Genomic DNA, 15,262 nt, shown 5'->3' on the forward strand with positions numbered 1-15,262 from the left:
GCGGCGGGCGGGGCGGCGGGCTGGGAAGAGGTCATGGCATCGAGCCTAGAAGAGCCCCCGTGAGGCAGGCGGCCACCAGAAAACTTAGCCCTTGCGCCAACCATCGCGATGCCACAATGCTTAGCCTCATGGCACAGTATGAGGCGCAACTGGACGGCGTGTTCGTCGCGCTCGCCGACCCGACCCGGCGCGCCGTCGTCCGGCGGCTCGGCCGCGGGCCCGCGAGCGTCGGCGACCTCGCCCGGGACTTCCCGATGACGCTCCCCTCGTTCATGAAGCACGTGCGGATGCTCGAATCGAACGGGCTCATCCGCACGGCCAAGTCCGGCCGGGTCCGCACGTGCGCGCTCAACCGCGAGCGGCTCACCCTCGTGGACGGCTGGCTCGCCGAGCAGCGCCGCGTCTGGGACGAGCGCACCGACCGCCTCGAACAGTTCGTCACCGACCCTGAGGAGAACCCACGATGAATCCCGACCTCGACCTCGGCCTGCGGCGCGTCATCCGCGCCCCGCGCGCCACCGTGTGGCGCGCCTGGACCGACCCGTCCCGGCTGGAACGGTGGTGGGTCCCGTCGCCGTCGCGCTGCCGGGTGGAGCGGCTGGAGCCGCGGCCCGGCGGGGCGTTCGTGACCCGGCTGAGCGACGACGGGGCCGTGTTCGTCCCGCACCTGGACGCGTGCTTCCTCGTCGTGGACGAACTGGAGCGGATCGTGTTCACCAACGCGATCACCAGCGCCTGGCGTCCCGCGAGCCCCGTTCCGGTCGCCATGACCGCCACCGTCACGCTGGGCGAGCACCCGGACGGCACCGACTATCACCTCGTCGTCCGGCACGGCGACCCGGAGGCGCGCGCCCTGCACGAGAAGCTCGGCTTCGCCGGCGGCTGGGGCTCCGTCACCGCTCAGCTCGCCGCTCTCGCCGAAGGCACGGCCGCCTGATGAAGATCGTCCTGACCGAGTTCGTCACCCTGGACGGCGTCAGCCAGGGGCCCGGCTCGCCGCAGGAGGACACCAGCGACGGCTTCGCCCGCGGCGGCTGGCTGGTGCCCCACCTCGACCCGGCCTTCGTCCGGCACACCTCCGAGCAGCTCGACCTCGCCGGCGGCCTGCTGCTCGGGCGGCGCACGTACGAGGCGTTCGCCCGCGACTGGCCGCGGATCACCGACCCGGCCGACCCGTACGCCGAGCGGATGAACACCCTGCCGAAGTACGTCGTGTCGAACACCCTCGCCGAGGCGACCTGGGGCCCCGTCACCGTGCTCAGGGGCGACCCGGCCCAGACGGTCGCCGAGCTCAGGGCACGCGCCGGACGCGAGCTCCAGATCCACGGCAGCGCCCGCCTGGGCGACACGCTCCTCGCGGCGGGCCTGGTCGACACGCTCCGCCTCACGGTCGCGCCCACGGTGCTGCGCGCCGGTCGCCGCCTGCTGTCCGGCCAGGGCGCCACGTCCGGCCTGCGGCTGGTACGCCACGAGGCGACCCCGAGCGGCCTGCTGCTCCTCGAGTACGAGACCACCGGCCAGGCGTCGCGCGGCGCGTACGAAGGCGTCTCGGCCCTCGTCTGACCACGGGCCACGCAACGCGTCGAAGCGCGCGCCGACCTCGCCGCAAGCAGCACCGGAACTCGGCGCGCGGCATGATCCCGGAATTGTCGCAGCCGCTCGCTAACGTCCCGACCCATGGCACTCTCGCTGGCGGCGCGGCTGCGCGCCCGTTCCCCCCGCGTCCCCAGGACCCCCTGGGAGGAGACCCTCAAGAAGGTCTCCTCCGGCGACACCGCCGGCCTCCTGGCGTTCCTGGCCACGCTCGACGAGCCGGGCCGCCGGGCGATCGCGGCGGAGCTGCCCGGATACGTGAGCGGCGCGGCGCGGGCGGCCTCGTGGTGGGAGTGGCCCAGGCAGGGCAGGCCGCTGCTGATGGCGGGCGTGGCCTGCATGGGCGGCGCGGCGGCGGTGACGTCCTGGCTGTTCCGGCGCGAGCTGCCGCGCTGGCTCGACGAGAAGGACATCGGCCTGCTCCTCGACCTGCTGCGGCGGCGGCCGGTGGAGTGGCAGGCCGACGTCGCCCGCCGCCTCGCCGCCCGCATGCGGCTGCCGGACCCGCGGCACTGGGAGGTGGCCGCCACGCTCGTCAGGGAGACGGGCATCGAGCCGCCCGACAGCGAGGCGTTCATGATCGGCTGGCTGAGCCGGCTGAGTCCGGAGACGGCCGGAAACGACCCGCTGCTCGCCGCCTACGGCCCCCGCATCTTCGACCTCGACGGCCTCGCGCAGGCCCCGCTGCGACAGGTCGTCGAGACGGTGGCGCGGCTCGTCCACGACGGCCTGCTCGACCGCGCCGCCGTCATCGACGCCCTCGTCCGGCGGCTGCTGCGCGACGGCCCGGCGGCCAGGGCGGAGCTCGCGAGCCTGCACGACCGCCTCGACCTCGACATCGACGAGTCCGCCGCCCGCGCCCGCGACTACACCGGGCTGCTGCCCGCCGGCCCGGTCGCGGTGGCCGATCTGGCGCTGGCGCAGTTGCGACGGCTGGAGGAGGCCGGACGGTTGGGGGAGGAGCTGTTCGCCGAGGCCATGCGGTCGCTGGCCTTCCGGCCGGAGAAGAAGCTGCTGCGCGCGGCCGTGTCGTGGGCGGGCGACGCGGCGCTGCGCGAGGCGGGCCGGGCCGACACCGTGCTGGAGACGCTCGCGACGATCTGCACCCAGGACACGCTCGCGCTGCAGGAACGCGCCGTGCGCCTGGCCGTCAGGCTGGCCCCGCAGGCCGGGCCCGACGGCCGGGAGGCGATCAGGCAGGCGGCGGCGGAGCTGCCCGAGTCGTTACGGGAGCAGATCTCGGCGGCGTACGGCGGCGGCATCGCCGAAGCCGCCCTGCCCGCCGCGCCGAGCCTGTCGCCCGGTGCGGGCCCGCGGCTGCCGCCGCCGATCGCCTCGCCCGAGGAGCTCGTCCAGGAACTCGTGGCCTTCCGCTGGCCTCCCGACGCCGTCACCTTCGAACGCCTGCTCGCCGGCCTGGCCGAATGGTCGCACCGGGAGCCCGAACGGCTGCGTACGGCGCTGCGGCCCTGGTGGCACCCCTTCACCCCCGCCGCTTACGGGCACAACGGCCGCGAGGTCCACGAAAGCCTGTTCACCGCCGTGTCCGCCGCCTTTCTCGCCTTCGCCGCGCCTGAGCACAGCAGGCGGCTGACGGCCAGGGCGGCCAAGCGCCGCCGCCCGGCGTCCCCCGCCCCGCTGGAACTGCTCTACCGGCGACGCGCCATGGAGTTGGTGACCCCCTTCGAGCAGGGCACCGGCTACCCGGTCCTGCTGGCCACCCCCACGGCGGGCACCGGCCGGCTCGACCCGGCCACGCTGCTCGACCGCCTCGAACGCCTTGAGGCCGCGGGCATCGAGGCCCTGCCGGCGGACCTGGCCCAGGCACTGCTGCGGCTGCCCCGCCGGTTCACCTCCGCCGACGTGGTCCGGGCCGCCGCGCTGACGTCGCAGGCGGGCCGCACGTGCGCCGCGTGGATGCGCGACGGCGGCCTGCCCGACCCCGGCACGACCGTGACCGTGCTGCGCACGAGCCACCACGCGCAGCTCGAGACCGTGCTCGGCCCGCCCGCACCGCACCTGCCCGAGGAGATCCGGGCCCTGTTCGAGATACGCGACGGCTACACGTCCGCGATGACCTGGTGGCCGCTCGCCCTCCCCTCCCACCGGGAGTTCGGCGCGGCCCACCTGGTGGGTCACCTGCCGAACGCCCTGGACCTGCCCGACTCCGCGGCCCGCGCGCTGCCCGCCCTCGCCCACGGAGACGGTCCGCCCGGCACCGCCGTGGCCCACGCCCTGGTCTGCGGCATGGGCCACGCCAAACCCGCCGAACGGGTCGCCGCCACCGACGCCTTCCTCACCCTGGCCGCCCGCGACGAGCTCCCGGCCGAGGCCCTGGCACAGGCGGTAACTGCGCTGGTCACGGCCGACGTCGTCAAGCTCAACCGCGTGGTGTCCGTCCTCGACGAGGCCACCCAGGCGGGCGCGCACGAGGCGGTGTGGGCGGTGATCGCGGGCGTTTTGGCGAGCCTGCTGCCGAAGGAGGACGAGCGGCCCCGAGCGGGCGTCGCCGACCTGCTCGCGACGGGCGCGCGGGCGGCCAGGATCGCCGGGGCACGGGCGGAGCTGCCCGAGGTGGCGGCGGTCGCCGGCCGCAGGGGATCGAGCCGGCTGGTGATGGAGGCCCGCCGGCTGACCCACCTCGTCGGCGACCCCGCACGACCCGCCGCGAACGCCCCTTGATCCGCCCACGGTGGTTCCGAACCCGGGTCGCCGGTGCCCGGAGCGGGCGGGTTCGGGCTAGATCTCGGTGGGGCGGCGCATGCGGAAGGCGGCGATCGCCGCGAGGACGACCACCACGGCCATGAGCAGGAAGGCGTCGGAGAAGGCGGCCCCCTCCTGCGCGGCGTGCAGCGCGTTGACCGCGTCCGCGCCGCTCTGCTGCCGTGCGGTCACCAGGACGCCGAACAGGGCCGGACCGGTGCCCGCGCCGAGGAACTGGGCGCCCTGGAGGATCCCGAGGCCGACGCCGACCTGGTCGGGAGGCAGCGCGCCGGCCGCGGCGCTGATCAGCGGGGTCAGCACGAAGATGAAGCCGACGCTGAGCGTGAGCATCCCGGCGGCGGCGGGGATCGCCGACGCGCCTCCCGCGACGGTGGACAGGAACAGGGTGGCCAGGCCGATGACCGCGAGGCCGGTCAGCACCAGGGGCCGGGTGCCGACGCGGTCGGCCAGGCCGCCGATCAGCGGCGAGACGACGGCGACGGCGATCCCGGCCGGGATCATGACCAGCGCCCCTTCCCCGGGGGTGAGGCCGTTGACGTCCACGACCAGCAGCGGGACGAACACGAGCCCGCCCAGATTGACGATCATGGACAGGAAGGCGACGATGACCGCGTTCCTGAAGACCCGGTTGGCGAACAGCGCGGGCGGCACGAAGGGCCGCTCGACCCGGACGGTACGCCACCCGAACAAGCCGATCGCCACGACCGCCACGACGAGGCTGACCCAGGACGACGGCGCGGCCGGCCCGGCGACCTGCGCCTGCGTGATGCCGTACAGGATGAGACCGGCTCCCAGGCCGAGGAGCACGCCGCCGGGCAGGTCGAAGCGGTCCGCGCCCGCGGGCGGCGTGCCGGGCAGCACCCGCGACGCCGCGGGGAGCAGCGCCAGCGCGACCGCGAACATGAGCCAGAACAGCGCGGGCCAGCCGAGGAACTGGCCGATCCCGCCGCCGACGGCCGGTCCGGCCGCGGTGCCGATGCCGGTGGCGGCGGAGACGACGCCGATCCCCATCCCCCGCCGCTCCGCCGGCATCAGCCTGGTGATGGCGATGATCGAGAGCACGGGGATCGCCGCCGCCCCCACTCCCATCACGATCCGTCCGAGCACGAGCGCGAGCAGGCTCGGGGCGAGTGCGCAGATCAGGCTGCCGGCGGCGTAGGCGAGCAGGGCGAAGACGAACAGCCGCCGCAGGCTCACCCGGTCGGAGACGCGGCCGTAGAAGGGGATGCCGATCGAGAAGACCAGCAGGAATCCGGTGACGACCCACGCCAGTTCAGCCTCGGACGCCCCGAACTGCGTGCCGATCGCCGGGAGTACGAGGTTGACCATGTCGCTGGCGATGACCGTGGCGAGCATCGCGGGCAGGAGCACCGCCAGCAGGGCCCGGCTGGAACCGGTTCGTCCGGTCGTGGTCGGTGTGGCTGTCATTCGGCATGTCCTCCGCGTGGCAGCTAACTGCCACCATGGTAGTTACAGTTTGGCGAAAAAGAACGGCGGAGGGTTCGCCTCCGCCGCCGCCCGGCTACCGTTTCAGGCCGAGCTCGCGTTCGATGTCGAAGACCCGCTGACGCAGGTCGGCGATGGTCGTGCGGCCGAGCCGCTCCTGCATGGCCCGCTCCGCGTCCTGGAACTCGACTTCGAGCAGGGCCTGGATGTTGCGCCCCACCTCGCACTCGGCGCTGGGCGGGTGCGGGTGCCGCGACAGGATCGGCCCCGGCTCGACGGCGGCGAACGCGTCGTGCAGGGTGATCTGCCGCGGCTCGCGGGCGAGGGTCCAGCCGCCGCCCCGTCCTTCGGTGGCCCACACCAGGCCGGCGTCGCGCAGGCTGCCGAGGATGCGGCGGACGAGAACCGGGTTGCTCTCCAGACTGTCGGCGATCTCCGCCGAGGTCAGCGACTTGCCGCCCCAGCGCGCCAGCAAGGTGAGCGCGTGGATGGCCACCGCGCTCCTGCTGCTGAGACCCATCGGGGCTCCCTCCGCTCGAACTGTAATGAGGTTAGTTACAGTTCGAGCGGCCGTCAATCTCCCAGCGCGCGACACGCGGCCCGCCGCGCCAGGACGCCGGACGGCGACCGGTTGGCCGGCAGCGTCGCCGGATCGCCCTCGACGAGGCCGGGCAGCGGGTTCGCGCCGTGGTTGTCGACGAAGTGCGACACCAGGCAGGTGATCATGATCCACAGCGTCACCGCGCCGCGCGGGCGGGGCGCGGCCGGGCCCGCGTGCGGGCCCGGCTCTCCTCCTGCGTCACGCGTCGAGGGGCTCGATCATCATTCACCTGGCGGACGTCATGTGACCTGCCCCGCGGCGGCCTCCAGCGCGCTGACGTCGATCTTCCCCATGTCCAGCATGGCCTTCATCGCCCGCTGGGCCGTGTCCGGGTCGGGGTGCGTGAGCAACTCCTCCAGCCGCCGGGGGATGATCTGCCAGGACAGGCCCCAGCGGTCCTTCAGCCAGCCGCACCGCGACTCCTCGCCGCCCTCGGTGAGCTTGGCCCACAGTTCGTCCACCTCGTCCTGCGACTCGCAGTCGACGTAGAGCGAGACGGCCTCGGTGAAGGTGAACCGCGGGCCGCCGTTCAGCGCCAGGAACCGCTGGCCGGCCAGCTCGAAGTCGACCATCAGCACCGTCTGGTCCGCGCCCTGGCGGCGCACGTCGAGAATGCTGGAGCCGGGGAACAGCGAGGTGTAGAAGGTGGCGGCCTGCTCGGCCTGGTCGTCGAACCACAGGTACGTGGTGATCTTCTGCATGGCGGGTCCCTCCTCGGGGATCGTTTCGTCACTGACGCGTCGTACGGGACGCGCGCGGATCGACACGGCCGCCGAAGATTTTTTCCGCGTCTCCGGTCAGCCGAGGACGGCGCCGATCGTGGTCATGATCGGGATGGACAACCCCGTGGTCAGCAGCACCGCGCCACGTGCCAGGCGCCTGCCGGTGTCGTACGTGACGGCGTACACGTAGATGTTCTGGGCCGTGGGCAGGGCCGCGAAGAGGGTCGCCGCGAGCAACTGCGTGCCCTCCAGGCCGAGCGCGAAGCGGGCGAACACGTACGCCAGCGCCGGCTGCGCGAACGCCTTCAGCATCACGGCGAGGAAGAGGTCCTTGCCCACGCCGTCCTCCTCGGCGGCGTTCGCCGCGCGGCGGGAGCCGTACAGGCTCAGGCCGTAGGCCAGCAGCGCGACCGGCACGGCGGCGCCGCCGAGCAGGTCGATCGGGCGCATCACCGTGACCGGCAGCGAGATTCCGCTCAGCGCGAGCGCCAGGCCGAGCAGCGAGGCGACCGTGAGAGGGTTGCGGAACGGGAGCAGTAACACGGCGCGCGCCGAGCGGGAGCCCTTGTCGAGGATCAGGAACGAGACCGGGGTCAGCACGAGGAGCTGGAAGAGCAGGATGGGGGCCACGAGGGCGGCGTCGCCGAGCACGTACAGCGCGATCGGCACGCCCAGGTTGCCGGCGTTCACGTACGACGAGGCCAGCGCGCCGATCGTGGCCTGCCCCGTCGTCCGCCGCCAGGCCAGTTTGGCCACCAGCACGAACACGAGCTGGGTGAACGCCACCGCGATGACCTCGGCCAGCAGCACCGGCGACAGCAGCGAGCCCAGGTCGGCCTTCGACACGGTGGCGAACATCAGCGCCGGGGTCGCCACGAAGAACGCCAGCCGCGACAGCACCAGCTCATCGCTGGACCGCAGCACGCCGATGACGCCGATGACGTAACCCAGCACGGCCACCGACACCAGAGCGGCGAACGCCGCGACAACCCCCGACACCCCATTCCCTCCCAAACTGGACGTTCAGGAGGTTATCCGAGCCCCTCCACCCGGCCCCGACCCGGTCAGCCGCCTCCCTCCGGGGCGTCGGCCGGGGGAGGCCGCGCCCGAGCCCTGCCCAGGGCCGCCGCGAGCATAGGTCCCCCCGATGGGGGTAAGCCGGACGTACGGCGCTGACCTGCGGAAACGCTGTCTTCGGGGGTCGTCGCGAGCACCACGGGGCAAATGGGGGGTCTCCGGTGACCATTGACGAACCGCGAGCTGACGATTCGTTGACGCCCGCCGCGTCGCCGGTCGCACCGACGAGCAAGGGCCGCGTGCTGGCGAGCTGGTTGTCGACCACCGACCACAAGATCATCGGCTACATGTACCTGATCGCGTCGTTCGTGTTCTTCGTGTTCGCCGGCATCATGGCCCTGCTCATCCGGGCCGAGCTCATGCAGCCCGGCATGGACCTGATGACCAACGAGCAGTACAACCAGCTCTTCACCATGCACGGCACGATCATGATGCTGCTGTTCGCCACCCCGCTGTTCGCCGGGTTCGCCAACGTGGTCATGCCGCTGCAGATCGGCTCTCCGGACGTGGCCTTCCCCCGCCTGAACGCGGTGAGCTTCTGGCTGTTCCTGTTCGGCGGGCTGATCGCGGTCAGCGGCTTCGTGACGCCCGCGGGCGCGGCCAGCTTCGGCTGGTTCGCCTACGCGCCCCTGTCACACTCGGTCTTCTCACCCGGCCCCGGGGGAGACCTGTGGATCATGGGGCTGAGCCTGGCCGGCGTGGGGACGATCCTCGGCGCGGTCAACTTCATCACCACGATCATCTGCATGCGCGCCCCCGGCATGACCATGTTCCGGATGTCCATCTTCACCTGGAACGTGCTGCTGACCAGCATGCTCGTGCTGATGGCCTTCCCGGTGCTGGCCGCCGCCCTGCTCGCGCTGGAACTCGATCGCAAGCTCGGCACCGGCTTCTTCAACCCGGGCAACGGCGGCGCGATGCTCTGGCAGCACCTGTTCTGGTTCTTCGGCCACCCCGAGGTCTACATCATCGCGCTGCCGTTCTTCGGCATCATCACCGAGGTGCTGCCCGTCTTCAGCCGCAAGCCGCTGTTCGGCTACATCGGCCTGGTCGGGGCCACCATCGCCATCGCCGGGCTGTCGATGACGGTGTGGGCACACCACATGTTCCCGACCGGTCAGGTGCTGCTGCCGTTCTTCTCCTTCTTCACCTTCCTCATCGCGGTGCCGACCGGCGTGAAGTTCTTCAACTGGACGGGCACCATGTGGCGGGGGTACCTGACGTTCGAGACGCCCATGCTCTTCGCCGTCGGCTTCCTCATCACCTTCCTGATCGGCGGGCTGACCGGGGTCATCCTCGGGTCGCCGCCGCTCGACTTCCACATCACCGACTCCTACTTCGTCGTCGCCCACTTCCACTACGTGGTGTTCGGCACCGTCGTGTTCGCCATGTTCGCCGGCTTCTACTTCTGGTGGCCGAAGATGACCGGGCGGATGCTGAACGAAGGGCTCGGCAAGCTGCACTTCTGGCTGCTGTTCATCGGCTTCCACACGACGTTCCTCGTGCAGCACTGGCTCGGCGTGGCCGGCATGCCGCGCCGCTACGCCGACTACAGCGCCGCCGACGGCTTCACCGACCTGCACCTGATCTCCTCCATCGGCGCGTTCATCCTGGGCGCCTCGACGCTGCCGTTCCTGTACAACGTCTGGTACACCGCGCGCCGCGCGGAGAAGGTCGTCGTGGACGATCCCTGGGGGTTCGGCAACTCGCTGGAGTGGGCCACCTCCTGCCCGCCGCCCCGGCACAACTTCTCCAGCATGCCGCGCATCCGCTCCGAACGTCCCGCCTTCGACCTGCACTACCCGCACGTCGGCGGAAGAGTGGCGGAGTGAGGGGCATGGACGGGCTGTCACCGCGGGAGCGGATCGTGCTCGCGGCGATCGAGCTCGAACTGCGGCACAGCGGCGAGCGGCTGGCCACCCGCCTCAACGAGTTCAACCAGAGAGCCGGGCAGGACGGCCCGCAGCGCTTCGCGGCCCACGTCAGCCGGGGCGAGCTGGCCGCGGTGCTCGCCATGGTGCTGATCATGGCCGGGATCCTGACCCTGGTGGCGATAACCTGCGGCAAGTGATCGTCCGACGACGCTGGGGAGCCGCATGACCTCGAACCGGATGCGCCGCGGAGCCCGCGCCATCATCCTCGACCAGGACGACCGCGTGCTGCTCTGCCGGATCGACCTGACCCGCGACGGCGGCCCGGTCGTGTGGGCCGCGCCGGGCGGCGGCGTGGAGCCCGGCGAGACGGACCTGCAGGCGCTGGCCCGCGAGCTGGAGGAGGAGGTCGGGCTGAGCCTGGGCGGCGACCCGCCGCCGCACGTCTGGCACCAGAGCGTGGCCGACCCCCAGTACGCCCCCGGCTACGACGGCGTCGTCAACGAGTACTTCCTGCTGCGCCGTCCGGGCTTCGCCCCGCGCGGCACGCTGAGCGACGAGCAGATCGCCGCCGAGAACATCAGCGGCTGGCGGTGGTGGAGCGTGGCGGAGATCGCCGAGGGGAACGGGGACGACCAGTTCTCGCCGCGCGACCTGGCCGGCGTCCTGGGCGCGCTGCTGGCCGGCGGCGTGCCCAGGGAGCCGGTCCGCATGGGCCTGTGACCTGCGCCTCCTGACCGAGCGGCGCAGGTCCGCACGGGTTTATGACCTGCGGTCCTTGAACGTGCGGCGCAGGTCCGCGACCCACTCCTCGGGGATCTCCCAGGGGATGAAGTGGCCGCCGCGGTCGTGGGCGGTGATGCCGACGTGGTTGTACCAGGCGGCCCGGTCGCCGTCGAGGAAGCCGCGGATGCGCTGTTCGCCGGTCGTCACGCCGGGCGGGTTCTCGTAGCCGACGAACGTGATGCCCGTCGGTGCCTCCACCACCGGCCACCGGTCGTGCGAGGGGGTCCACGGGTAGCGGTTGTTGTTGGCGTAGGTGCGGATCGAGGTGTCGATCCCGCCGCCCGCCCAGAAGATCGTCGCGTGGGTGAGCAGGTCGTCCTTGCTGAACACGCGCTCCACGTCGCCGCCGTTGTCCGACCACTTCGCCCAGCGTTCCAGGATCCAGGCCAGCATGCCGGCGGGGGAGTCGGCCAGCCCGAAGCCGAGCGTGGAGGGGGCCAGCAGGTGCGCGGCCAGGTGCACGGCGAAGCGGCGGTCCAGTTCCAGGACGCGGGCGTGCGCGTCCGCGGACAGGCCGGGCGGGATGGGCGCGCCGCCACTGAAGTCCCAGGCCCGGTCGCCGTTGAACATGGTGAGCTTCTGCGCCGAGCCGATGTGCAGGCCGAGCAGTTCGCCGGCGTACTTGTGCCCGAGTTGCCCGGTGACCAGCGCGCCGACGTCGCAGCCCGCGGCGGCGTACCTGTCGTGGCCGAGCACGCCGGTCATCAGCTCGTGCCACACGTCGGCGATCTTCCAGAAGTTCATGTCGGGGTGGTGCGTCAGCGGGGTCGAGAAGCCGAAGCCCGGCAGCGACGGCACGATCACGTCGAACGACTCCGCGGGATCGCCCCCGTACGCGGCCGGGTCGGCGAGCTGGTCCACCACCTTGGACCAGTGCCAGAACGTCCACGGCCAGCCGTGGCTGAGGATCAGCGGCACCGGGTCGGGGCCCGCGCCCGGCCTGCGCATGAAGTGCACGGGCACGCCGCCCACGTCCACGCGGTAGTGCTCGTAGGCGTTGATCGCCCGTTCGGCGGCCCGCCAGTCGAAGCCGTCGGCCCAGTAGGCGACCAGCTCCTCCAGGTAGGAGCGCCGCACGCCGTAGCGGCCGTCGTCGTTGCCGACGTCCAGGGGCCACCGGGTGGCCGTCAGCCTGCGGCGCAGATCGTCCAGCACCTCGTCCGGCACGTGCAGCGGCTGCGGTCGCAGCGGGAAGGGTCGGGTCGGCATCAGGTCCTCCTAGTCGTCGAGAGCGGCGGCGATCTCGCTCAGCCGGGTCAGCAGGCGGGTGTGGTCGTCGAGCGCCGCGCGCTCCTCGTCGTCGAGGCGGTCCACCACGCGCGCCAGCCGCGCCACGCGGTCCGCGCGCCGCGACCGGACGACCTGCTCGCCCTCCGGGGTGAGCGACAGCAGCACCGCCCGGCCGTCGCCGGGGTCGGGGCGGCGCGCGACCAGCCCGTCCCGCTCCAGCTTGGCGACCAGGCTCGTGAGCGCGGGCTGCTTGAGCTGCTCGGTCGCGGTGAGCTCGGTCAGCCGCATCGGACGCCCCACGCGCGACAGGGTGTGCAGCACGGACAGCGCCGAGAAGCTGAGCCTCCTGACCGCGGAGAGCCGGATGAAGTACACGTTGAAGCCCTCGATGGCGTCGGCCAGCGCGTCGAGGTCCGGTGAGTTCGCCGCCACCCGTCATTTATATCAATGTTCGATGTAAATCGTGCGGGCAGGGGTCCTTACGGTCGGCGCGGGCGCGGCGGTAAACGTTCCGTAAGTCCGCTCCGCGAGGCTGAGGGCACCTCGGACGGGCCACCCCGGCCCGCCACCCGACCCGGAGGAGACACCCCGTGCGCACGCTCAAGCTCCAGGTGCAGACCACCGTAGACGGCTACATGTCCGGCCCGGACGGCGCGATGGACTGGCTGACCTCGCCGTGGAGCGACGACCTGAGCGCCTACGTGGACACGCTCGGCGAGAAGGCCGACTGCATCGTGCTCGGCCGCAGGCTCGCCGAGGGATTCATCCCGGCCTGGGCCGCCGCCCCCGAGGGCGAGACCCAGGAGAGCATCGACTGGATGAACGACACCCCCAAGGTGGTGATCTCCGGCTCCCTCACCGAGTCGCCCTGGCCGGGCGCCGCGGTCATGGGCGGCGACCTGGCCGAGATCGTCGCCGACCTCAAGTCCCGGCCGGGCGGCGACCTGATCGTCTACGGCGGCGGCACGCTCGTGCGCGGGCTCATCGCCCAGGACCTGATCGACGACCTGCACCTGTTCGTCAACCCGGCCGCGACCGGCGGCGGCATGCCCGTCTTCCCCGGCGGGGACGCCCCCCGGCGGCTGCGGCTGGTCGAGGCGCGCGGGTTCGCCTGCGGGGTCACCGGGCTGCACTACCGGCCGGCGCGCGGCTGAGCCTCACGAGGAGTCGCGCACGACCAGGGCGGGCTCGAAGATGATCGACGTGGGGCGATGCCCCGGCTGCTCGATGTGCCGCAGCAGCAGCCGGGCCATCTCGGCGGCCATGTCCTCCACGGGATGGCGCACGGTCGTGAGCGCGGGACGGCACGCCGCCGCCGCGCTGCTGTCGTCGAAGCCGACCACCGCCACGTCGTCGGGCACCCCGCGGCCGTGGTGGCGCAGCGCCAGCAGGGCTCCCTGCGCCATCAGGTCGTTGGCCGCGAAGACACCGTCGAGGGCGGGGTGCTCGGCCAGCAGGCGTTCCATCGCCTCCTCGCCGCTGTGGGCGGTGAAGCCGCCTTCCGCGCACGGCACGAAGGGGTGGCCGTGTGCGGCCATCGCGTCGCGGAACCCGGTCAGGCGGGCCTGCCCGGCCGGTACGTCCAGCGGCCCCGAGATGGTCACGATCCGGCTGCGGCCCCGGGCGACGAGGTGGTCGGCGGCCAGCTTCGCCCCCGCCTGGTGGTCGACGTCCACGTAGCTGATCGGGACCGGCCTGGCGGGGCGGGCGAAGAGCACGGCGGGCAGCCTCGCCTCGGCGAGCAGTTCCGGCAGCGGGTCCTCGGAGTGGGTGGAGACCAGCACCGCGCCGTCGGCGTCGCCCTGCCGCAGGGAGGCGAGCACCTGCGCGCGGGCCTCGGCGGTCTCGGCGAACATCAGGACCGGGTGGATGCCGCGGGGGCGCAGGAAGCCCACGATGCCGGCGACGACCCGGCCGAAGAACGGGTCGGTGAACACCTGGACGGGGAAGTGGCCGTCCTCGCCGCCCGCGCCGGAGACGACCAGGGCGATGCCGCCCGTACGGCGGGTGACCAGCGAGCGGGCCGCCCGGTTGGGCACGTAGCCGGTGGCGGCGACGGCCTGCCTGACCGCTTCCTGGATCGTGGAGTCGACGTTGCGGATGCCGTTGATCACCCGGGAGACGGTGGCCCGGGAGACCCCCGCCGCCCTGGCGACGTCCTCCAGTGTGGGGGATGACGGCGGGAGATCTTCCCTCATTGCGTCTTTATAGCACACCGCTTGGAGAGCGCTCTCCCCGACGCGGGCGCCTGGTCAGGGGAGCTGGAAGTCGGGAGTGAGAGCGGCGCCGCGGTGCGGCTTGTACAGGTCGTAACCCCGGGGGTCGCACTGGAGGCCGCCGTTGATGCAGTGGGTGACCAGCGCGTCGAGGATGGCGAGGTTGTCCCAGGCGTTGAAGAAGTCGTAGTGCCAGGAGTAGCCCCGCCCGCTGGACAGGCGCGCCTGCGACAGGTCGCCGTCCGCCGGGAAGGCGATCTTGAACTCCAGCATCGGCACCGCCACCGGATGCGAGGCCGGGCAGTAGCCGCCGGCCGGGTAGGCCATGTGCGCCTTGTGGTCGGGGCTGTCGAGGCGGACGCCGTCCCAGCAGCTCGGCGCCTGGTACCGGACGTTCACCTGGGTGCCGGCCGGGCACGACGCCGGGATGTCCCAACTGTGGGACAGGTCGCCGCACTCGAAGCCCTCGACGGCGCCGGGGGAGTCGCGGAACTCCGCCAGCGTCGCGGTCGGGCTGCCGACGACGAAGCGCAGGCCCTGCGGGAAGGGCTGCACCCGCCAGTACTCCAGGATGCCGGACTTGTAGTAGACGACCTGGTTGCCGGTCGGTGCGATGAGCTGGTCGCCCTTGTAGAAGCTCGGGAACCAGTAGGCGGAGCGGTCGTGCGGGTTGGTGCACGAGGTCGCGCCGGCCAGCAGCGAGCCGGACGTGCTGGCGGCGTCGGTGGTGCGGTTGCCGATGAAGGTGTGCATGTGCGAGGCGCCGGGCAGGCCGGGGAAGACGATCGGGTCGTCGGGCCGGTTGGCGGTCATCGAGCAGTTGGCCTGGAACTCGTGGTGGGTGACCTCGTCGGTGAAGGTCGGGCGCGGTCGCGGGGTGGAGGTGGCGCCGCCGGTGCCGTAGACCTGGAACTCCCACAGGGAGTAGCCGTAGCCGGTGGCGCGGGTGGTGCCGTGCATGCGGATGTAGCGGCCGGTGGCGGTGAGGTCGATGGT

Annotated in this window: 17 protein-coding genes; 8 read left to right on the plus strand and 9 right to left on the minus strand. The window is 72.4% G+C overall.

Features of this window, described 5'->3' with window-relative positions; genetic code table 11:
• Window positions 1-128: 128 nt before the first annotated feature.
• The 4 genes from FAF44_RS45365 (at window position 129) to FAF44_RS45380 (ending at window position 4,275) form a co-directional block, all read left to right on the plus strand.
• Window positions 129-467, plus strand: a complete 339-nt coding sequence (locus FAF44_RS45365) for a helix-turn-helix transcriptional regulator (protein ID WP_237109652.1) — start codon at window positions 129-131, stop codon at window positions 465-467.
• Window positions 464-937, plus strand: a complete 474-nt coding sequence (locus FAF44_RS45370) for an SRPBCC domain-containing protein (RefSeq protein ID WP_237109653.1) — start codon at window positions 464-466, stop codon at window positions 935-937. Before FAF44_RS45365 ends, FAF44_RS45370 begins: the two co-directional genes overlap by 4 nt.
• Window positions 937-1,563, plus strand: a complete 627-nt coding sequence (locus tag FAF44_RS45375) for a dihydrofolate reductase family protein (RefSeq protein WP_237109654.1) — start codon at window positions 937-939, stop codon at window positions 1,561-1,563. Before FAF44_RS45370 ends, FAF44_RS45375 begins: the two co-directional genes overlap by 1 nt.
• Before the next feature lie 114 nt (window positions 1,564-1,677).
• On the plus strand, window positions 1,678-4,275 hold the full coding sequence (locus FAF44_RS45380) for a DUF6493 family protein (RefSeq protein ID WP_237109655.1): 2,598 nt from the start codon (window positions 1,678-1,680) through the stop codon (window positions 4,273-4,275).
• A 57-nt stretch (window positions 4,276-4,332) separates the two neighbouring features.
• Here FAF44_RS45380 and FAF44_RS45385 read toward each other — a convergent pair whose 3' ends face one another.
• The 5 genes from FAF44_RS45385 to FAF44_RS45405 all read right to left on the minus strand — a co-directional run bounded on the left by FAF44_RS45385 (window position 4,333) and on the right by FAF44_RS45405 (window position 8,085).
• Window positions 4,333-5,745: an MFS transporter gene (locus FAF44_RS45385; protein ID WP_237109656.1), complete on the minus strand. Its 1,413-nt coding sequence runs from the start codon at window positions 5,743-5,745 to the stop codon at window positions 4,333-4,335.
• 94 nt (window positions 5,746-5,839) lie between these two features.
• Window positions 5,840-6,283 (minus strand): Rrf2 family transcriptional regulator, encoded by a 444-nt coding sequence (locus FAF44_RS45390; RefSeq protein WP_237109657.1) that lies wholly within the window; start codon window positions 6,281-6,283, stop codon window positions 5,840-5,842.
• A 53-nt stretch (window positions 6,284-6,336) separates the two neighbouring features.
• A complete protein-coding gene (locus FAF44_RS45395) occupies window positions 6,337-6,489 on the minus strand; it encodes a hypothetical protein (RefSeq protein WP_237109658.1) in 153 nt (50 codons plus the stop codon).
• Window positions 6,490-6,603: 114 nt separating this feature from the next.
• On the minus strand, window positions 6,604-7,065 hold the full coding sequence (locus tag FAF44_RS45400; protein WP_237109659.1) for a VOC family protein: 462 nt from the start codon (window positions 7,063-7,065) through the stop codon (window positions 6,604-6,606).
• Between the two features lie 96 nt (window positions 7,066-7,161).
• Window positions 7,162-8,085 (minus strand): AEC family transporter, encoded by a 924-nt coding sequence (locus FAF44_RS45405; protein WP_237109660.1) that lies wholly within the window; start codon window positions 8,083-8,085, stop codon window positions 7,162-7,164.
• Window positions 8,086-8,357: 272 nt separating this feature from the next.
• Here FAF44_RS45405 and ctaD point away from each other — a divergent pair, with 272 nt between their 5' ends.
• From ctaD to FAF44_RS45420, 3 genes are read left to right on the plus strand one after another with little or no spacing between them, the layout of a single operon-like run.
• Complete coding sequence (gene ctaD, locus FAF44_RS45410; protein ID WP_237109668.1) at window positions 8,358-9,995, plus strand: cytochrome c oxidase subunit I; 1,638 nt, start codon at window positions 8,358-8,360, stop codon at window positions 9,993-9,995.
• Window positions 9,996-10,000: 5 nt separating this feature from the next.
• Window positions 10,001-10,234 (plus strand): DUF3040 domain-containing protein, encoded by a 234-nt coding sequence (locus tag FAF44_RS45415; protein ID WP_237109661.1) that lies wholly within the window; start codon window positions 10,001-10,003, stop codon window positions 10,232-10,234.
• Between the two features lie 25 nt (window positions 10,235-10,259).
• Entirely contained in the window at window positions 10,260-10,757 is a 498-nt protein-coding gene (locus tag FAF44_RS45420) for an NUDIX hydrolase (protein WP_237109662.1), read from the plus strand.
• A gap of 39 nt (window positions 10,758-10,796) precedes the next feature.
• Here the strand turns inward: FAF44_RS45420 and FAF44_RS45425 are convergent, their stop codons facing one another.
• Together FAF44_RS45425 and FAF44_RS45430 are read right to left on the minus strand one after the other, a co-directional pair.
• Complete coding sequence (locus tag FAF44_RS45425) at window positions 10,797-12,029, minus strand: epoxide hydrolase family protein (protein WP_237109663.1); 1,233 nt, start codon at window positions 12,027-12,029, stop codon at window positions 10,797-10,799.
• Between the two features lie 9 nt (window positions 12,030-12,038).
• Window positions 12,039-12,482 (minus strand): MarR family winged helix-turn-helix transcriptional regulator, encoded by a 444-nt coding sequence (locus tag FAF44_RS45430; protein WP_237109664.1) that lies wholly within the window; start codon window positions 12,480-12,482, stop codon window positions 12,039-12,041.
• 158 nt (window positions 12,483-12,640) lie between these two features.
• Between FAF44_RS45430 and FAF44_RS45435 the strand changes: the two genes are divergently transcribed.
• Window positions 12,641-13,204: a dihydrofolate reductase family protein gene (locus tag FAF44_RS45435; RefSeq protein ID WP_237109665.1), complete on the plus strand. Its 564-nt coding sequence runs from the start codon at window positions 12,641-12,643 to the stop codon at window positions 13,202-13,204.
• 3 nt (window positions 13,205-13,207) lie between these two features.
• On the opposite strand, the gene FAF44_RS45440 is transcribed toward FAF44_RS45435, so the two are convergent.
• Both FAF44_RS45440 and FAF44_RS45445 read right to left on the minus strand, forming a co-directional pair.
• On the minus strand, window positions 13,208-14,248 hold the full coding sequence (locus tag FAF44_RS45440) for a LacI family DNA-binding transcriptional regulator (protein ID WP_237109666.1): 1,041 nt from the start codon (window positions 14,246-14,248) through the stop codon (window positions 13,208-13,210).
• Window positions 14,249-14,302: 54 nt separating this feature from the next.
• Window positions 14,303-15,262, minus strand: a 960-nt coding sequence (locus tag FAF44_RS45445) for a DUF1996 domain-containing protein (RefSeq protein WP_237109667.1), incomplete at its 5' end; no start/stop codon positions are given.

It is taken from the genome of Nonomuraea sp. MG754425, assembly GCF_021699195.1.
Lineage (GTDB): Bacteria > Actinomycetota > Actinomycetes > Streptosporangiales > Streptosporangiaceae > Nonomuraea.

What these genes read in the sequence shown, in the direction of transcription:
- FAF44_RS45365 (WP_237109652.1), top strand. Translation starts at nt 129, where the DNA reads ATGGCACAGTATGAGGCGCAACTGGACGGCGTGTTCGTCGCGCTCGCC.
- FAF44_RS45370 (WP_237109653.1), top strand. Translation starts at nt 464, where the DNA reads ATGAATCCCGACCTCGACCTCGGCCTGCGGCGCGTCATCCGCGCCCCG.
- FAF44_RS45375 (WP_237109654.1), top strand. Translation starts at nt 937, where the DNA reads ATGAAGATCGTCCTGACCGAGTTCGTCACCCTGGACGGCGTCAGCCAG.
- FAF44_RS45380 (WP_237109655.1), top strand. Translation starts at nt 1,678, where the DNA reads ATGGCACTCTCGCTGGCGGCGCGGCTGCGCGCCCGTTCCCCCCGCGTC.
- FAF44_RS45385 (WP_237109656.1), bottom strand. Translation starts at nt 5,745, where the DNA reads ATGACAGCCACACCGACCACGACCGGACGAACCGGTTCCAGCCGGGCC.
- FAF44_RS45390 (WP_237109657.1), bottom strand. Translation starts at nt 6,283, where the DNA reads ATGGGTCTCAGCAGCAGGAGCGCGGTGGCCATCCACGCGCTCACCTTG.
- FAF44_RS45395 (WP_237109658.1), bottom strand. Translation starts at nt 6,489, where the DNA reads ATGATCACCTGCCTGGTGTCGCACTTCGTCGACAACCACGGCGCGAAC.
- FAF44_RS45400 (WP_237109659.1), bottom strand. Translation starts at nt 7,065, where the DNA reads ATGCAGAAGATCACCACGTACCTGTGGTTCGACGACCAGGCCGAGCAG.
- FAF44_RS45415 (WP_237109661.1), top strand. Translation starts at nt 10,001, where the DNA reads ATGGACGGGCTGTCACCGCGGGAGCGGATCGTGCTCGCGGCGATCGAG.
- FAF44_RS45420 (WP_237109662.1), top strand. Translation starts at nt 10,260, where the DNA reads ATGACCTCGAACCGGATGCGCCGCGGAGCCCGCGCCATCATCCTCGAC.
- FAF44_RS45425 (WP_237109663.1), bottom strand. Translation starts at nt 12,029, where the DNA reads ATGCCGACCCGACCCTTCCCGCTGCGACCGCAGCCGCTGCACGTGCCG.
- FAF44_RS45440 (WP_237109666.1), bottom strand. Translation starts at nt 14,248, where the DNA reads ATGAGGGAAGATCTCCCGCCGTCATCCCCCACACTGGAGGACGTCGCC.